This is a genomic window from Brevibacterium sp. RIT 803 (assembly GCF_016892625.1).
Classification (GTDB): Bacteria; Actinomycetota; Actinomycetes; order Actinomycetales; family Brevibacteriaceae; genus Brevibacterium.
The window spans coordinates 112,256-129,023 of sequence record NZ_JAFEMW010000006.1; the positions used below are offsets into that span (position 1 = coordinate 112,256).

16 protein-coding genes are annotated in these 16,768 nt (G+C 64.2%); 6 read left to right on the top strand and 10 right to left on the bottom strand.

Going from position 1 to position 16,768, the window contains the following annotated elements; all coding sequences use genetic code 11:
* Positions 1 to 76 precede the first annotated feature (76 nt).
* The 4 genes from JTF07_RS18500 to JTF07_RS18515 are packed head-to-tail and all read right to left on the bottom strand — an operon-like array spanning position 77 to position 7,585.
* The gene (locus JTF07_RS18500; RefSeq protein WP_502710972.1) at positions 77 to 3,457 is read right to left on the bottom strand and encodes an error-prone DNA polymerase; all 3,381 of its coding nucleotides are present in this window, start codon (positions 3,455 to 3,457) and stop codon (positions 77 to 79) included.
* Entirely contained in the window at positions 3,430 to 5,136 is a 1,707-nt protein-coding gene (locus tag JTF07_RS18505) for a Y-family DNA polymerase (protein ID WP_353844022.1), read from the bottom strand. Before JTF07_RS18505 ends, JTF07_RS18500 begins: the two co-directional genes overlap by 28 nt.
* Positions 5,126 to 5,806: a DnaE2-dependent mutagenesis accessory factor ImuA' gene (imuA', locus tag JTF07_RS18510; RefSeq protein ID WP_252199939.1), complete on the bottom strand. Its 681-nt coding sequence runs from the start codon at positions 5,804 to 5,806 to the stop codon at positions 5,126 to 5,128. The genes JTF07_RS18505 and imuA' overlap by 11 nt, the downstream gene beginning before the upstream one ends.
* Before the next feature lie 39 nt (positions 5,807 to 5,845).
* Positions 5,846 to 7,585 carry an HNH endonuclease signature motif containing protein gene (locus tag JTF07_RS18515; protein ID WP_204235688.1) on the bottom strand — a complete coding sequence of 580 codons (1,740 nt, stop codon included), beginning with the start codon at positions 7,583 to 7,585 and terminating at the stop codon, positions 5,846 to 5,848.
* A gap of 262 nt (positions 7,586 to 7,847) precedes the next feature.
* On the opposite strand from JTF07_RS18515, the gene JTF07_RS18520 reads away from it, so the two are divergent.
* The 3 genes from JTF07_RS18520 to JTF07_RS18530 all read left to right on the top strand — a co-directional run bounded on the left by JTF07_RS18520 (position 7,848) and on the right by JTF07_RS18530 (position 10,063).
* Positions 7,848 to 8,552: a class I SAM-dependent methyltransferase gene (locus JTF07_RS18520; RefSeq protein WP_204235689.1), complete on the top strand. Its 705-nt coding sequence runs from the start codon at positions 7,848 to 7,850 to the stop codon at positions 8,550 to 8,552.
* Between the two features lie 176 nt (positions 8,553 to 8,728).
* A complete protein-coding gene (locus JTF07_RS18525) occupies positions 8,729 to 9,193 on the top strand; it encodes a tRNA (cytidine(34)-2'-O)-methyltransferase (protein ID WP_204235690.1) in 465 nt (154 codons plus the stop codon).
* Between the two features lie 45 nt (positions 9,194 to 9,238).
* A complete protein-coding gene (locus tag JTF07_RS18530; RefSeq protein ID WP_204235691.1) occupies positions 9,239 to 10,063 on the top strand; it encodes a PfkB family carbohydrate kinase in 825 nt (274 codons plus the stop codon).
* 115 nt (positions 10,064 to 10,178) lie between these two features.
* Here the strand turns inward: JTF07_RS18530 and JTF07_RS18535 are convergent, their stop codons facing one another.
* Positions 10,179 to 10,433, bottom strand: a complete 255-nt coding sequence (locus JTF07_RS18535; protein WP_143921718.1) for a type B 50S ribosomal protein L31 — start codon at positions 10,431 to 10,433, stop codon at positions 10,179 to 10,181.
* 176 nt (positions 10,434 to 10,609) lie between these two features.
* On the opposite strand from JTF07_RS18535, the gene JTF07_RS18540 reads away from it, so the two are divergent.
* Positions 10,610 to 11,161 (top strand): YbaK/EbsC family protein, encoded by a 552-nt coding sequence (locus JTF07_RS18540; RefSeq protein WP_204235692.1) that lies wholly within the window; start codon positions 10,610 to 10,612, stop codon positions 11,159 to 11,161.
* Positions 11,162 to 11,206: 45 nt separating this feature from the next.
* Here the strand turns inward: JTF07_RS18540 and JTF07_RS18545 are convergent, their stop codons facing one another.
* From JTF07_RS18545 to JTF07_RS18560, 4 genes are all read right to left on the bottom strand, one after another.
* Positions 11,207 to 11,977: a phosphatase gene (locus JTF07_RS18545; RefSeq protein WP_204235693.1), complete on the bottom strand. Its 771-nt coding sequence runs from the start codon at positions 11,975 to 11,977 to the stop codon at positions 11,207 to 11,209.
* Positions 11,978 to 12,156: 179 nt separating this feature from the next.
* Complete coding sequence (locus JTF07_RS18550) at positions 12,157 to 13,089, bottom strand: TrmH family RNA methyltransferase (RefSeq protein WP_204235694.1); 933 nt, start codon at positions 13,087 to 13,089, stop codon at positions 12,157 to 12,159.
* 4 nt (positions 13,090 to 13,093) lie between these two features.
* Positions 13,094 to 13,906, bottom strand: a complete 813-nt coding sequence (locus tag JTF07_RS18555; protein WP_204235905.1) for a sulfite exporter TauE/SafE family protein — start codon at positions 13,904 to 13,906, stop codon at positions 13,094 to 13,096.
* 20 nt (positions 13,907 to 13,926) lie between these two features.
* Positions 13,927 to 14,712, bottom strand: a complete 786-nt coding sequence (locus tag JTF07_RS18560; RefSeq protein WP_143921723.1) for an ABC transporter ATP-binding protein — start codon at positions 14,710 to 14,712, stop codon at positions 13,927 to 13,929.
* A gap of 44 nt (positions 14,713 to 14,756) precedes the next feature.
* On the opposite strand from JTF07_RS18560, the gene JTF07_RS18565 reads away from it, so the two are divergent.
* Both JTF07_RS18565 and serB read left to right on the top strand, forming a co-directional pair.
* Positions 14,757 to 15,491, top strand: coding sequence for a hypothetical protein (locus JTF07_RS18565; protein WP_204235695.1), 735 nt, complete (start codon positions 14,757 to 14,759; stop codon positions 15,489 to 15,491).
* A complete protein-coding gene (serB, locus tag JTF07_RS18570; protein ID WP_353844023.1) occupies positions 15,488 to 16,168 on the top strand; it encodes a phosphoserine phosphatase SerB in 681 nt (226 codons plus the stop codon). Before JTF07_RS18565 ends, serB begins: the two co-directional genes overlap by 4 nt.
* 74 nt (positions 16,169 to 16,242) lie before the next feature.
* On the opposite strand, the gene JTF07_RS18575 is transcribed toward serB, so the two are convergent.
* Complete coding sequence (locus JTF07_RS18575) at positions 16,243 to 16,746, bottom strand: SixA phosphatase family protein (RefSeq protein ID WP_204235696.1); 504 nt, start codon at positions 16,744 to 16,746, stop codon at positions 16,243 to 16,245.
* Between the last annotated feature and the right edge of the window lie 22 nt (positions 16,747 to 16,768).

The window sequence follows — 16,768 nt, forward strand, 5'->3', positions numbered from 1 at the left end:
CTCATGGACTCTGTGACTTCCCCGATGTGATCTCGTCATCTTCGTGTCATGTGTCGTCATGTTCCGTCACACATCATCAGCGGAAGTTGCGGGCCTTGGTCGGCAGCTGCACCTCGAGCGGGATGAGCTTGTGGGCGTAGAGGCTCACGACCTCTCCCCCGCGTTGGATCAGCCCGGTGACCACGAGCGCGTTGCGCGAGGTCGCGATCGGCCGGAACCGTTTCATCAGCCCGGCCGTGGCGACGACGTTGAGCATCCCGAATTCGTCCTCGAGGTTGATGAATGTGATCCCCGAGGCGGTGGCCGGGCGCTGTCGGTGTGTGACGATGGCGGCCACCGTCATCCGGGTCCCGTCCGCAGCCGCTGCGGCATCCGCCGTCGAGGCATAGCCCCGTTCGATCAGGGACGCTCGCAGGATCTCGGTCGGGTATCCGTCGACGGTGATTCCGGTGGAGAAGAGTTCGGCCAGGGTCGTGTCGAAGGCATCCATGGTCGGTAGGCTCGGCGCCGAGGAGATCGTGGCGGTTCCCGGGAGCACGCCCGGGTGTGCTCCGGCGACGCCTCCGGCCAGCCACAGTGCCTGTCTGCGGTCGAGATCGAAGCTGCTCAGCGCCCCTGCGGTGGCGAGCCCTTCGAGTGCCTGCTTTCCGATTCCGGTCCTCTCCGCCAGGTCCGTCACCGAGGTGAATGGGGCGTTCGCGCGTTCGGTCACGATCACCTCGGCGAAGGAGCCGACATGGGCCACCGAGTCCAGACCCAACCGGATCCCGAACTCGCCTGAGGTCTCGACGCGCTCCAGATCGCTGCCGGCCATCGAGTGGCGAATGTCCACGGGCAGGATCTTCACACCGTGGCGACGGGCGTCGGCAACGAGGGACTGCGGTGAGTAGAAGCCCATCGGCTGGCTGCGCAGCAGCCCCACGGTGAACGCCGCATGGTGGTGGTATTTGAACCAGGCCGACTGGTAGACGAGGTTCGCGAAGCTGATCGCATGGGATTCGGGGAACCCGTAGTTCGCGAACGCGGCAATCGTGGAGAAGATGGACTCCGCGGTCTCCTCGTCGACGCCCTTGGCTGCGGCACCGGTTTGGAACTTCTGCGCCAGTTCGGTCATCCGCTTCTCTGACCGCCGTGATCCCATGGCCTGCCGCAGCTGGTCGGCATCGGCACCGGTGAAGCCGCCGACGTCGATGGCCATCTGCATGAGCTGCTCTTGGAACAGCGGCACCCCGTAGGTCTTGGCCAGGGACTTCCGCAGCAGCGGGTGGAGATATTCGACCTCGTCGAGGCCCTGCCGTCTGCGGATGTAGGGGTGGACGGATCCGCCTTGGATGGGGCCGGGCCGAATGAGTGCGACCTGGACGGCGAGATCGTAGAACGTCTCCGGGCGCAGACGGGGAAGGGTCGCCAGCTGGGCTCGCGATTCGACCTGGAAGACACCCACCGCATCGGCTTTCTGCAGCATCTCGTAGACACGGTCGTCCTCGTCGTCGATGTGGGCGCGTTCGATGAGCTCGCCCGTGTGCCGGTGGACGAGATCGACCATCTCATGCAGTGCTGTGAGCATGCCCAGCCCCAACAGGTCGAACTTCACCAGGTCCATGGCGGCGCAGTCGTCCTTGTCCCATTGGACGACGGTGCGATGGCCCATCGTGGCCTTCTCGATCGGGACGACCTCACCGATGGGACGGTCGGCAAGGATCATGCCCCCGGAGTGGATGCCCAGGTGACGGGGTGAGCCCAGGAGGTCACCGGCGATTCTGAGCACCGGGGCCGGGACCGGGGAATCCTCGGCTTCGGGCAGGGTCGACCAGCGGTTGCTGGCTTTTGAGAACGCATCCTGCTGACCCGGTTCGTAGCCCAGGCTGAAGGCCGCGTCACGGATCGCCGACTTCGCCCGGTAGGTGATGACGTTGGCGACCTGAGCGGCACGTTCACGACCGAAATGATCATAGACGTATTGGATGACCTCCTCCCTCCTGCCCGATTCGATGTCGATGTCGATGTCCGGATAGCCCTTGCGGTCCGGTGAGAGGAAACGGTCGAAGAGGAGTTCGTGTTTGACCGCGTCGACGGCGGTGATGTCGAGGACATAGCAGACGGCGGAGTTCGCAGCCGAGCCTCTGCCCTGGCAGAAGATGGCCACCCGATGGCAGAACTCGGTGATGTCGTAGACGATGAGGAAGTATCCGCAGAACCCCAGCGTCGCGATCATGTTCATCTCCCGATCGAGCTGCGCCCATGCCTTCGGGTTCGCAGCCCGGGATCCGTAGCGTCTGGCGCCGCGGTCTTCAATGAGCTCGCGCAGATACTCTTCGGCCCCGCGGGCTTCGGGCATCGGAGCACGCGGCAGATCCGGACGAGCCGAGTTGAGGACGAAGGAGCATTCTCTGCCGAGGGCCACCGCGTTCTCCAGAGCCTGCCGAGGGAAGCGTGCGGCCATCTCCTCGCCCGTATGGATCCGGGCATTCGCTGTCGCCGGCAGCCACCCGGCCAGCTCGTCGAGGGACAGCCGAGACCTCACCGAGGCCCTCACCTGAGCGGACTTCCATTGCGCCCGGGTAGCGAAGTGCACACTGTTGCTGGCCACGACCGGCAGATTGGTCCGCTGTGCAAGCTCGCCGAGGTGGCGCAGGCGTTCATCGTCGTCCGGGGTTCCGTCCCGGCTGAGTTCGACCGCGATCCGGTCGGCTCCGAAGAGCGCGATGAGTTCACGCAGGGCTCCGAGCCCACCGTCAGGATCGTTCAGGGCTCGGCGCAGAGGGCCTTTGCGACAGCCGGTGAGGATCGTCCAGTCCCCGCTCATCGCGGCCAGCTCTTCGAGACCGAACACCGGCCGGTTCTTCTCCCCTGCCAAGTTGGCCCCGGTGATGGCCATCGACAGTCGGTGGTATCCCTCGACCCCGCGAGCAAGGACCAGAAGGTGGGTGGCATCGGGATCGGTCTGGCCGGGGATCTTCTCCTCCAACCCCACGGACAGCTCCGCACCGAAGACGGTAGGCAGCCCCACCTCGGCGGCGGCATGGGCGAACCTCACCGCACCGTAGAGACCGTTGTGATCGGTCAGCGCCAAGGACGTCAGCCCCGCGGCCGCACCTGCGGCCACGAGCTCCTCCGGGTCGGAGGCCCCGTCGAGGAAGCTGAACTGGGAGTGCACATGCAGCTCGGCCCATTCGACGGTCGAAGTGCGCAGAATGGGCCCCTGGCCAAGTCCCGAATACCGGCCGGTGCCATCGGAGCCGCCGGGTCCCACCGATACCTGATGGCGGTCGGGGCGGGAGAAGGCGGGCGCGTCGGATCCGTCGGCGTGTTCGTCAACCGCCTGCCTGTTGACCGTCTGCCTGTCGGCGACCTGTTTGCGGCTGGCCTGTTTGCCCTCCAGCCTCTGAGCCAGCTGGGACCAGGGGGTGCGCGGATTCGAGAAGCCCATCAGCGGTACCGGCCGGTGATGTACCACTGGCCGTTCTCTTTGCTCAGCAGCAGTGCCTGCCCCGAGTCGGTGACGACCTGCAGCCGGGTCCGGTAGATGGCTTTCGTCGGATCCCACCAACCGGATTCGACAGGCCAGGAGCCCGAATAGTCAATGACCGCCTCGGCGGTTCCGGTTGGAAAGCGGATCGCATACGGCGCCGATTCCAGGCCAGCGGGACGTGCTCCCACTGGTCGACCCCCCGCGGCGAGCACGTCGACGGGCAGACGTTCGACCGTCGTCGGTCGGGGCGCGTGCAGCGCCCCGGGCCAGGGTGCGCCGGGGCTGCGCACAGGTGATGCTGCTTGCTGCCACGGTGTCCACAGGTTCGTCTCGGCCGGATCCCATCCGCCCTGCAGCCCCGGGACCAGGACCGAATCGGGACCGAACAGTCCCTGCAGTCGCTCCAGCGTGTGGGTGACCTGCCCGGTGTTCTCATCGAACAGGCTCTTCGTCGCACCGATGGGGGTGGTCAGCTCCGCAGCCACGAGGCCCAGAGCGATGATGCCCTCTTCGGAGAAGTCTTCCGGGTCGGGACCGGGCTCGTCGGGAGCCGACCTGAACTGGGGAGTCGACCCGAGCTGGGGTGCGGCCGGTCCCTTTCGAGCGGCCCCTGCCAACCATCCCTCTGCCTGCCATCGCAGACGATCGGCGATGGTGTTCTCGTTCATGTCCTCGATCCGCCAAGTCCGCTTCGAGGACTGCCCTGAGACAGCGATGAGCTCGATTGTGATCTGCGTGCACACGAGCCCTCGGCGCCGCACTGTCGTCAGCAGGTCGGCGGCGAGCTGGCGGGTCAGGAATCCCAAAGTATCGCTGCGGGTGGTCGGTGTGTCCAGGCCGAGTTCGACATTGAGTCGTTCCTCCCGGACATGATCATTCAACGGCGTCCACTTGGTTCCTGTGGCCAGATCGTGCGCGCGTTTGCCCAGTGCTCCGAATCGTGAGTTCACGTCTCGCGCGTCGATGTCGGCCAGATCCCCCAGGGTCCGCAGACCCAGCTGGGTGAAGGTGTCGATGAGTTCGGTCGCGCCTGCCCCGGCGTATTCGAGGGTGCTGATCGGCTGAGCGGCCAAGAACTCCGTGGTCTGCCCTGGCTCGACCCGGCGCGCCTGTCCCGCGGCGAGGACTGCCGCGAACACGGTGTCAGCAATGCCGGGGAAGAACTCCCACCCGGTGACCGATACGAGTGCGGAGATCAGCGCCTCCACAGCGGTGGGCTCATCGTCATACCCGTGTTTGAGCGAGTCGAGGGGAATGGCGAGCGTGCCGGGGCTGAGCAGAGTGAACCGCGCCACGAGTTCTTCGAGCGCTCCGACTCCTGCGGAGAAGTGTCTGTTGTCTGCTTCCTCGTCCCAAGCCACCACGTGTGCTTCGGGACAGCGGTACCCGACCGCACGTTTGTTGTTGCCCAGAGCGATTCCGGCTGCGCGCGCAGGCGCATTGGCTGCCATCACCTTGCCCCCGCTGAGAACCGCCACCGGAGTGCCAGGGCTGAGGTCATGCTCGGTCGCGGCCGCCACCGCGGACCAATCGGGAACGGTCAGAACCAGCGTGCGACGGTCAGAGGTGCCCCCGTCGGCAAAGACACTGCCCCCACCTGCGGGATCGCTGCTTGTGGTGCCGGTGCGCACAGCCCTGGGCTCAGCAGCGGCGTCAGCTGACACTGCGGATCACCGGCCGTTCGAATACACCCTCAGATGAGGAAGGTGCGGGCGCCTCGGCAGGAGTCCCGTCCGGTCCTGGCAGCAGGAACCGGTGGACGCCGGTCTGAGATCGGGCCTGCACGAGGCAGGAGCGGAGACGTCCATGGCCGTGCTCCGTGCCCGACCACTGTGTGTCGGTGATCTCGATCTGCTCCGTGCTTCCGGGCATCGATGTCAGACTGATGAGGCTGATCTTACGTTCGCGCACCTTCGCCAGCAGTCGGGCGCGTTCCCCAGCGCTGGGCAGAAATCCCGGGTCGATGACGAGGATATCGAAGGACTCGATGAGGATGGAGGCCACCCGCAGCCAGTCCTCGGCGGGGGTGACGAGGTTGACGAAATGGTCGAGGTCGACGCCCAGATCGGCAATGGACGACACGGCCGGTTCTCCGAGTCCGATGCCGGCGCACCATTTCTGCTCCTGGGTTGCGACGGCGATCGCAGCGAGGGCACAGCTCAAGGACTGGCCCCCGGTCAGTGTCACGATCTCGCCTCTGGGAAGACCGCCTCGGCGAAACATCGGTGCCAGCACCGGATCCACAGCGCGGGGGGCAGGCCCATCGAACAGAGCAGTGGCCGTGGAGATACCCATCTCCCGGCTGAGCTGTTCAACGAGTGGCACTGCAGACATGACATCCATTATCGAACTAGTGTTCTAAATAGGCAAGATTTACGCAGCGGCATTGTTCGCCCGGGCGTGTCGCCATTCCGCTTCGAACATCCACGCAATGCAATAGTCCAGGCTGAAGCCGTACCCGCCGCCGAGAGTACTCGGATCCGCTTCGGCTACCGCCTTTTCGGCAACTTTCACCAGCCGCGCTGTGTCGAAGACGTGGCGCCCTCGCCTCCTCTCCTCGAGGGGAAGCAGCGGCGAGCCGTCGGGCAGGAAGAAGGCGAATGCCGCCTGTCCATCCAGCGTTCCGGCGAAGGGCGCTGGGGTCCGTGAGATATTCAACTCATATCTGTGCACGGCCGTGTGGTGCGTGCGGCAGAGCAGGATGAGATTGTCCAAGTCCGTTGCTCCACCCTGTGACCACGGACGGATGTGGTGAGCGTCGCACCTCCTGCGGGCGCGGCAGCCGGGGAATTGACATCCCATGTCCCGGGCACTCAGCGCCAGGCGCTGGCGTCTGCTCACCAGCCTCTTCGAACGGCCGAGCATGAGCACGTCTCCATCGGCGTCCTTGATCACCCCGCTGATCAGGGCTTCGCAGCTCAGCCGCTCCGCCGTCGCCGAGGTGATGCCTCCGAAGCCGTCAACCCGACAGGTCAGGTCCCTCTTCCCGACCGCAGACGTCCCCGCGGGGACGTCGTCGAGGACAGTATCGGTGGTCTCGTGCTCGGTGGTCTCGTGCTCGGTGGTCTCGTGCTCGGTGGTCTCGTGCTCGGTGGTCTCGTGCTCGGTGGTCTCGTGCTCAGCGACTGCAGCATTGAGGGCACTGAATCTGGTCACCACCTCGGCGGAGGCATGCACGAGCATGCGGGCGCGGTCGACGTCAACGACGCCGGGCGACTCTGCCTGCGGAAACGCATGCACGATCTGCATCAGGCACATGACCTGCGAGATCGGCTCGTCCGGCGGCTTCTCCTTCTGCTCGTCCGCGTCGACCCCTTCCGTGTCAGACTGCCCTTCCGTGTCAGACTGCTGCTCGAGGACATGCCGAGCAGCGTCGAGCATCGAGGAGAACTCAGCGGCTTCATCCTCGCCCAGGTCGATCGTGATGCGGGTCCGCCCGGGTTCGGTGGTCCGCATACTCACGCTGTCGCGTGGAAGGAAGCGGGGTGGCCCACCTGCCTCGTTCGCGCCTGACAGCTGGAGGTAGTTGCGAGCTATCACACCGATCTGGCTTCCGGTGGAGACATCGGCTAAGCGCAAGGCTTCCTCATCAGGGATCCGCCCCACCAACCTGGTGACCTCGCGCACCTTGGAGAAGCTGACATTCCCCTCCCCCAGACTCTCCTTGACCTTGGGCATTTCGCGCAGCGCCATCATCACGCGGACGTATTCCCGAGCGGTGTGTGCGCTGACAGCAGCGATGTGCATGACCCACTGAGGCAGCGATGTCACGCCCACCCACTGTGCCCACAGACCTCGGCGTTCGACCTCGTCGATGAGTGCAATGACACGGGCATGGCAGAAGGCGATGCACGAGATGTTGCGTCGAATGTCGGCAACCAGCTCCTCGGAGGTGAGGTCGCCGAGCGCAGTCCCCGTGTCCGCCTCAGGATTCGCATCCGTCTCACCGCCAGCGCGATCTCCAGGACTCGGCTCGGCGTGCGGAGCTTCCACCTGCGCCCTCGAGCCTCTTCCGTAGTCACTGGGATCAACACTCATCGATTTGAGAATCTCTGAATCTGAGAACGGATCCGGAGAGTCCGCAATTGGATCTGCCGCCGTGTTCTCGACCATGGTCGCCACCTTTCCCCTTCGGCCCCTGTGGCCGTTCGGTTCGCGAGTCCCCATGACCTCGAACCATACTTTCACCATACGAGGCACCACTGACATGACATCCGGATCATCATGAATTACTCTGCCGAATCAGTGCGTCATCTTCTAATCTCATTCGCTTTACCACTACGATGTTCTAGGTCATTAGAATCTCCCGAATGTGGGTGCGTCCCCGCGGGGACGCACCAGGCTCGATCGCAACGTCACGCCGTAGGCTGTTCGCATGAGCGATGAGACGAATGACGACGCAGTCCTCTCCCCTAGCAGCCCCCAGGATTCGGACCGAGAGGCAGCCACTCGAGCCTCCTACGATGCGATCGCTGAGACCTATACGAGCTGGATTGCCGACGAGCTCACGGCCAAGCCACACGATCGAGCAGTTCTCGGTGCCTTTTCGGAACTCGTGCTCGCCACAGGGGATTCCCAGACGCTGGAAATCGGGTGCGGCCCCGGTCGGATTACCGCATTCCTTGCCGCCCTGGGTCTGACTCCGTCGGGCCTCGACCTCTCCCCCGCCATGATCGCCCTGGCAACGCGCCACTACCCCACCCTCGACTTCGCCACGGGAACCATGACAGCACTGCCGTACGGCGACGACAGCTTCTCCGGACTCCTCGCGTGGTATTCCATCATCCACGTTCCCGATGAGTCCCTGCACACGGTCTTTGCTGAGGCGGCACGAGTGCTGCGGCCGGGTGGGCTGTTCCAATTGGCCTTCCAGCTCGGCGATCGAATCGACCATCAGGCGAAGGCCGCCGGCTTTACGGTCGATCTCGACTTCCACCGTCGCTCGATCGATCAGGTTCTCACGGTTCTCGCTGATCATGGCTTCGTCCCCGTGACCCGGCTCGAACGGGAACCGGACCAAGCGGGCCGATTCCCAGAGGCGACACGACAGGGCTACCTGCTCGTCCGCCGGACAGCGTGATTCCCGTCCCCACGAAACAGCCCGTAGCGCCTCCCCTGTCACAAGGAACCAGACCAACAGTCACGAGAGTATGACATCAGCCGCCGAGGTGGGGCGACGTCCTTCCCCGCATTCGAGACCACCTGGATGGAATGACGGCAGAAGCGACTTGCGAACAGTGACAAAATGGAACTCATATGAACATCGACATCGTCTTCCACACACCTGAGATCCCCGGCAACACCGGCAACGCCATACGCCTGGCCGCGGTCACGGGGGCCCACCTCCACCTCGTCGAGCCCTTGGGCTTCGACCTCTCCGATGCCAAGCTGCGTCGTGCGGGACTCGATTATCACGATCTTGCCCACGTCACTGTCCACGCCTCTCTGACGGATCTGTGGAACCACCTCGGCGATCGTCGGGTCATCGCATTCACCACCCATACGGAGCAGTCCTTCGCCGAGGTGGACTACTGTGACGGTGATGTCCTCCTCTTCGGTCAGGAGTCGACGGGCCTGCCCGATGCGGTCGTCGATGATGAGCATGTGGACCTGTCCGTGCGCATCCCGATGCTGCCGTCGCGGCGTTCGCTCAACCTCGCCAATTCCGCGTCGATCGCGATCTACGAGGCCTGGCGACAGCAGGGATACGCCGGTGCCTGAACGCGCGTAGACTTCTGCCCGACAGCAATTCCCGAAAGGACCACTATGACCTCCAAAGTGCTCACGATCGCCGGCTCTGATGTCTCAGGCGGAGCAGGGCTCGAAGCTGACCTGAAGATGTTCGAAGAGTACGGCGCGTTCGGCACCGCCGCCGTGACCTGCATCGTCACCTTCGATCCGAATGACGGCTTCAGCCACGTCATCGAATTCATCGACCCTGAGGTTGTGACGAGGCAGCTCGAATCGACGCTGGCCGTGCACACGTTCGATGCGATCAAGTCGGGCATGCTCGGGTCCGTGGAGAACGCTCTCGTCCTGGCGGAGAAGCTGAAGACGAATGAGCTGCCCTATGTCTTCGACCCAGTCCTCGTGTGCAAAGGGGCGGGCACAATGGTCGATCTCAAGGATCTCTTCGTCGACAATCTCGTCCCCTTGGCCACCGTCATCACCCCGAACCTCGAGGAGGCCGCGACGCTGGCCGGCATCGATCCGATCGATTCGGTTGAGGGAATGATCGAGGCCGCGAAGATCATCCACGCTCAGGGTGCCGAAAACGTCGTCGTCAAGGGCGGTGCACGCCTGGCCGGAGATGACGCAATCGACATCCTCTTCGACGGCGAGAGCGTCACGACGCTGCGTTCACCCAAGGTCAATGAGAAGCTCGTCAACGGTGCAGGCTGTTCGTTCGCCTCCTCCATCGCCGCTGGCATCGCCACCGGGTTGAGCATTGAGGACGCGGTCGTCTCAGCCAAGGAGAAGGTCGCCCACGGCATCGCGAACTGCCTCGACAATGCCACCGGCGTCGCCTCGCTGTTCCATCCCGCGGCACGGACTCAGCCGTCGCCAGACGTCCGCGTCAGCGTGGACTGACAACTGAGCACAGAGCAAAAGAACTGCCCCGCACACCATCTCAGGTGCGCGGGGCAGTTCGCATGGTTCATGCGTGACGGTCGGAACCGTCTGATCGGTCGAAACCGACAGGGGATCAGCGCTTGCCGAAGCCCTTGTAGCGATCCTTGAACTTCTCGACGCGGCCTGCGGAGTCGAGGATGCGCTGCTTTCCGGTGTAGAACGGGTGCGATGCGCTCGAGATCTCAACGTCGATGACTGGGTAGGTGTTGCCGTCTTCCCATTCGATCGTCTTTTCGCTCTTCGCGGTCGAGCGGGTGAGGATCTTGGTTCCCGACGACAGATCGTTGAACACGATCGGTGCGTATTCCGGGTGGATGTCCTTTTTCATATTCTTACCTTTGCTGAATCCGCTCAGGCGCCTGGTATGGGTCGACCCATCCGCCAGTGCCCGAATTCGTCTGCTGGACACGCCCCGTACCGTAGGAACCGGACACGAAGCGACAGCCCAGTCTATCTGATGGACCGGCCCAAAGCGATTCCCCTGCCGTCTCCTAAACTGTGGCCATGGACACCAAGGAACGCATCTCCGCGCAATTCGACCTCATTCCCGCAGCATCGGCTCCCGATCTCATGGCCAAGCCCACCGCCGAGGCGATCCCGTCGATCTCCGGCGATGTCGTCGCCTTCGCCATCGACCCGCAGATCGCTGACACTTCGGCCCTGCTCGACGCCACCGGCCTCGGGCCCGAGACGTCTGCCAACTGTGTTCTCGTCGCAGGTTCACGCGCCGGTGAGGAACGGATCGCGGCCTGCATGGTGCTCGCGAACACGCGCGCCGATGTGAACAAGCGCGTGAAGAAGCTCCTCGACGTCCGTAAGGCCTCGTTCCTGCCCATGGACCGTGCGGTCGGCGAATCGGGTATGGAGTACGGCGGCATCGGGCCGATCGGACTGCCCGCCAACTACCGGATTCTCATCGACTCACGTGTGGCCGAGGCCAAAGAACTCATCATCGGCTCGGGCATCCGCGGGTCCAAGCTCATGCTCTCAGGCACGGCATTGGCATCACTTCCCACCGCCGAGGTGGTCGAGGGGCTCGCCAACGAGATCAGCTGAGCGCACCAGATCTCAGTCGACTGACCCCCTGGTCAGGAACGTCGATCAGCTCAGCCCGGCTCGTTCGAGGACGAAGTCGATGAGCGGTTCGTAGAGGTAGGGGACGACGTCGTCGTCGAGGGGCACGGTGGCCTCGATGGCTCCCTGAGCTTCGGCGACGAAGAGGGCAGGATCGTTGCAATCCGCATACCCCAGAGTGCGCAGTCCCCGCGTCGAGGCCGCACCGGCCCACCCGTGATCGGCCACGATCAGATCCGGGATCGGGCCGCCTCGGCGGGTGACGTCGTCGAGAAGTGCGTGCATGGGTTCGGCGAGGTGGGTGTGCGGGGTACCACCGTGCTGATGCCAGGTCCACACACGGCTGATCTGTCGGCAGTCGCCGCCGATTCCGGGGACGGGAACGGCATTGGTCTGCTGTGCGATGGTGGCACCGTGGGCTTCGGCTGCCGCGGCGATGCTCATATGCACGGGAAGCAGACCCGCGGGGTGTCCGGTGGCGAAGAGGATCTCTCCCCCGGCTCGAGTGACATCCCCGATTGCCGTTGCCAACTGCTCGAGTGCCTCGATGCAGCGTTGCGTCGAAATCGTGTCCACGCCCTCAATGAAGTCCGTCTCGGGACGCAGACCGCAACGGTCGACCATGAGGTCGAACACGGAGTCGAAGTCCCAGTTGCGGGTAAGTTCGACGCCGAAGTCGAACTGCTTCTCCTGTGTGAGGAATCGGTGGATGTGGGAGAGATTGTTCTCTCTGGGTGTGGCGACTTCGCCGGTGATGCGAGCGGTTTCGAGGGCGTTGGCGAGTGTGGTGCGATCCACTGGTCTCCTCAGTCAGAGTCATGATGGTCGAGGTTACGAAAACTGCGGGTGAAATGCCCGCCACCAGTCTCCCACAGCCGATTTCGTCCCCGGTCAGCGCGCCGGAGGACTCTTACCCAGAGGCCCCTGTTCCGTCAGGGCTCCGCGTCGGCGAGGGCGGACGCGTCCGGTGCTTCGACTCAGAGAGCTCGGGCAGGCTCCGTCTGCAGGGCGAAGCAGGCCACCGCCGAGGCGGCTGCGACGTTGAGGGAGTCGACTCCCCCGGACATCGGGATCATGACAGTCGAATCGCAGGCGGCGATCGTTGCCCGCCGCAGACCGTCGCCCTCTGTGCCGAAGACGATGGCGGTGCGTTCGGGGGCATCAGCGGCGAACTCTCGGATCGCCACGGAATCCTCGTCGAGGGCCAGTGCCGCGACATGGAAACCGAGCTCACGCAGGGCATCGACTCCGGCGGGCCACGCTTCTATTCGCGTCCACGGCACCTGGAACACGGTGCCCATGGACACTCGGATGGAACGTCGGTAGAGAGGATCGGCGCACCTCGGCGTCACCAGAACAGCGTCGACGCCGAACGCGGCAGCGGACCGGAAGATCGCGCCCACGTTCGTATGATCGACGACGTCTTCGATGACGACGATGCGACGGGCCTTGGCCACGAGCTGGCCGACATCGGCCATCTCCGGGCGATGCATGGCCGCCAGAGCACCTCGGTGCAGGTGGAAGCCGGTGAGGGCTTCGACTGCGGCATCGGTGCCGATGAAGATCGGAGCATCGTTGGCGGCGATGAGGTCGGCCAAGTCGAAGAGCCATTTGGGGCTCGTCAGGTAGGACCGGGGAACCATTCCTGCAGCGTGGGCGCGGCGAATGATCTTCGAAGACTCGGCGATGAAGAGCCCTTCGGCTGGTTCACGGATGCTGCGCAGAGCCACATCCGTCAGCTGAGTGTAGTCATACAGGTCGGTGGCAGAGACACCGCCGTCGGCACCGCGCTGCTCGCCGTTGACCGTGTCCGCGTCGAAGAAATGCAGTCGCTCGGCAGTGATCCCGAGGTCGGCGGCACGGTCGATGACCTGCTGCCTTGTCAGTGGTGCCTTCGCAGGAGTGTTCATGCGATCACAGAGTGAGGATGCGCCAGATGGCGACGAGGCCGAGGATGACGATGACGGTGCGCAGCAGCACAGGTGAGAACCTGCGTCCGACACGGGCTCCGAAGTAGCCGCCGATGAGCGAGCCGATCGCGATGCAGATCACGGCGATCCAGTTGATCCGGTCGTGACCGACGATGATGTACGTGCTCGCCGAGACCGTGTTGACGACGAGGACCAGAACGTTCTTCAGTCCGTTGAGTCGCTGCAGGTCATCGGGCAGGATCAGCCCGAGCAGAGCGATGAGGATGATCCCCTGAGCTGCGGCGAAGTAGCCGCCGTAGATCGCGGTGAGGAAGACGACGAGCAGGACTAGGACGTAGCGACCGGTGGAGAGCTTGTCACCGACTGAGGCGGCCACATGCTCTCTGCCTGCCTTTTCAGCACGACGAACCGCTCGGCTCTTCAGATGACGCGAGAGCGCCGGCTGGGCCACGACCATGACGAGGGCGATGACCAGGAGCACCGGGACGATCGTCTCGAAAGCATCTTCGGGCAGATGGAGCAGCAGATAGGCACCCGTCAGCGAGCCCAAGATGGAGGCTGGCACGAAGCCGAGGATCCGTCGCCATTGGCCCTTCAGCTCCTCTCGATAGCCGAAGGACGACGCAATGTTGCCGGGGATCAGTCCGACAGCATTGCTCATCGTCGACACGACCGGTGGCACGCCGAAGGCCACGAGAACCGGGAAGGTGATGAGGGTACCGGAACCGACAACGGCGTTGATGCCGCCAGCACCGATTCCGGCGAGGACGATCAGCGCAATCTGCCACAGTTCCATTCCGAGAACTGGGTCCATGTTCAGTAAGGGGATCGGGCGTGGAACCGCTGCCCGTCGCGGGTGAGCTTCACGTCGATGCCGAAGGTCGCCGACAGATTGTCGGCGGTCAGGGTCTCATCGATGGGGCCGGCGGCAAGATCAGTGCCCTCGGCCAGCAGCAGCACGTGTGTGATGCCCGCAGGGATCTCCTCGACATGGTGGGTGACCATGATCGTCGCCGGAGCCCACTTCGAGGACAGGATCTCCGTCAACGCGGCCAGCAGCTCTTCGCGTCCACCCAGGTCGAGTCCGGAGGCAGGCTCGTCGAGCAGCAGCAGCTCCGGGTCGGTCATGAGCGAGCGGGCGATCTGCACGCGTTTGCGCTCGCCCTCGGATAGGGTGCCGAAGGTGCGATCGGCCAGATGCGAGATGTTGAACGCGGCGAGGAGATCCTTGGCCCGTTCGATGTCGGTGGTCTCATATTCCTCGACCCAGCGACCGGTGACGCCATAGGCGGCGGTCAGCACAGTGTCGAGGACGGCTTCGGACAGAGGAATGCGGTTGGCCAGTGCCGTCGAGGAGTAGCCGATGCGCGGGCGCAGTTCGAAGACGTCGACGCGCCCGAGGCGCTCCTGAAGAATTCCGACCGAACCTGTCGTCGGGTGCATTCGTCCTGCGGCCAATTCCAGCAGAGTCGTCTTCCCGGCGCCGTTGGGTCCGAGAACGGCCCAATGCTCACCTTCAGAGACGGTCAGGGAAAAATCTTGGAGGAGGAAATTCTCTCCTCGGCGCACGGAAACAGAATCCAAAGTCAGGACATCACTCATATCAGCCAACTCTATCGCAGCCTCGGCGTCTATTCTGGTTCGACATGGACTTGACTACCGACTCACTGCTGCTGACCCTGGCGATGAACCATCGTCTGCACTCCAGCCTCGCCCCTGACGAGGTCAGTGCCGCATTCCTCGACGATGATCGTGATGTCCCTCTCATCGTCGCCGACGAGGTCTTCGGCAGCTCGCCGCCGACGGGTCTGCTGCTCTTCATCGCCGAGGCGCGCGCCGCTGGAATCACGCATGCCCGGCTCGCACTGCATCACCCTTCGCTGCCGCATACGACTCCGCCGGTGGACAAGGCCGATCGGCTCAAGGTCGGCCGGCATACGGCGCCGATCGTCCTCCACTCCGGCTCCCACCAGGTTGCGGTGGTCCTCCTGGGCGCCGAGGCGAACGTCGAGGTCATCGCCTGCCGTGACACGGTCTTTCATCCGGTCACCGTGGCTACCCCCGCCGAGGCGCTGCGCCGACTCCGGCTCCTTGTGATGGAAGGACTGAGCCTCATCGAGTCGATCGAGGTTCCCGCCGACTGGCGAGAGGGACCGTGGCGGGACTGGCAGGAGGAGCTGAGCCTGAGCCATCCGATCTCGAAGCTCATCCCCTCAGTCGCCGACGCTCGAGCCATCTATGCCGCCCTCGACATCCATGAGCGGATGCGCACAGTGCTGGCTCCGGCCACGGTCGCACCTCCCGCCTTCGGTGATCTGCTCTCGCGTCTCCACCCCGCGGCCGCCGACTACGTCATGGCGGTCGCTACGATGAAGGGGTGAATGACTCAGACTCCGCAACCCCGATGCCAGGCAACACCGTCCAGCTCCTCGTCATGGACGTCGATTCGACGTTCATCAATGAGGAGGTCATCGACCTCATCGCCGTCCATGCCGAGGTGGGCGCCCAGGTTGCCGACATCACGGAACGTGCCATGGCGGGCCAGTTGGACTTCGCCACATCGCTGGCCGAGCGAGTGGCGCTGCTCAAAGGTCTGCCGGTCTCCGTCCTCCATGAGGTGCGAGCCCAGATCACGCTGACCGAAGGTGCCCGCGAACTTGTCGCGGCTGTTCAGGCAGGCGGTGGCGTCGTTGCCCTGGTCTCCGGTGGCTTCACCCCGATCATCGCGCCGGTCGCGGAGTCGATGGGCATCACCGAGGTCTACGCCAATGGTCTCGACTCCGACGATGGACTGCTGACCGGCGTCACGAGCGGTCGCGTCATCGATCCGAGTGCGAAGGCGGAGATCTTCGCCCAGCTGTCGTCGAAATACGGATGTGATCGGGCCCGGACTGTGGCCATCGGCGACGGCGCCAACGACATCGGCATGATCCAGGCCGCAGGTCTGGGTGTCGCCTTCTGTGCGAAACCGGCGCTTGTCGCCGCCGCAGACGTCTCGGTGACGAATCGGGATCTCCGTGAGGTGCTCACCCTCATCGAGGCACGCGCACAGGTGTGAACGTCGCCGCGGGTGAAGAGAACTCAGGCGCCTGAAACTCGTTCAGACGCCTGGTTGCGTGTCAGCGGCAGGGCTCAGACCCCGAGGAAGACCCTGAGCTCGGCTGAGGGATAGTTCCCAGGCTCGACGTCCCAGCTCTCAAGGACGAACACCGCAAGTGAGGAAGGCCGGAACTCGTCCGGGACTCCGGTGGCAGGGCTCAGGTGGCCGACCACCTCGGCGACGGTGGGCTGATGGCCCACGATATAGGCGCACTGGGAATCGGACGGGATCGAATTGATCGCGTCGATCCAGTCGCCGACTCCCCCGTTGTAGAGCGACTTGTCCTGGCGCAGTTCGAGGCCCGCACCGGTCTCAGGTTCCCCATTGTGCCGGTTGACGGCTTCGACCACGGCCTGTCCTGTCTGGACGGTGCGCCTGGCCGCCGAGGCGATGGCCACGTCAGGTGACCAGCGCTCGGCGATCTCGGCTCCGGCTTCGACGGCTTGAGCAAGACCTTTGGCGTTCAACGAACGTTCGAAGTCCGTCGGCCCCTCGGCCTCGGCCTTCGCATGGCGGGCGAGTATGAGCACAGGCATCGTCGTGTTCTCCGGATCAGTG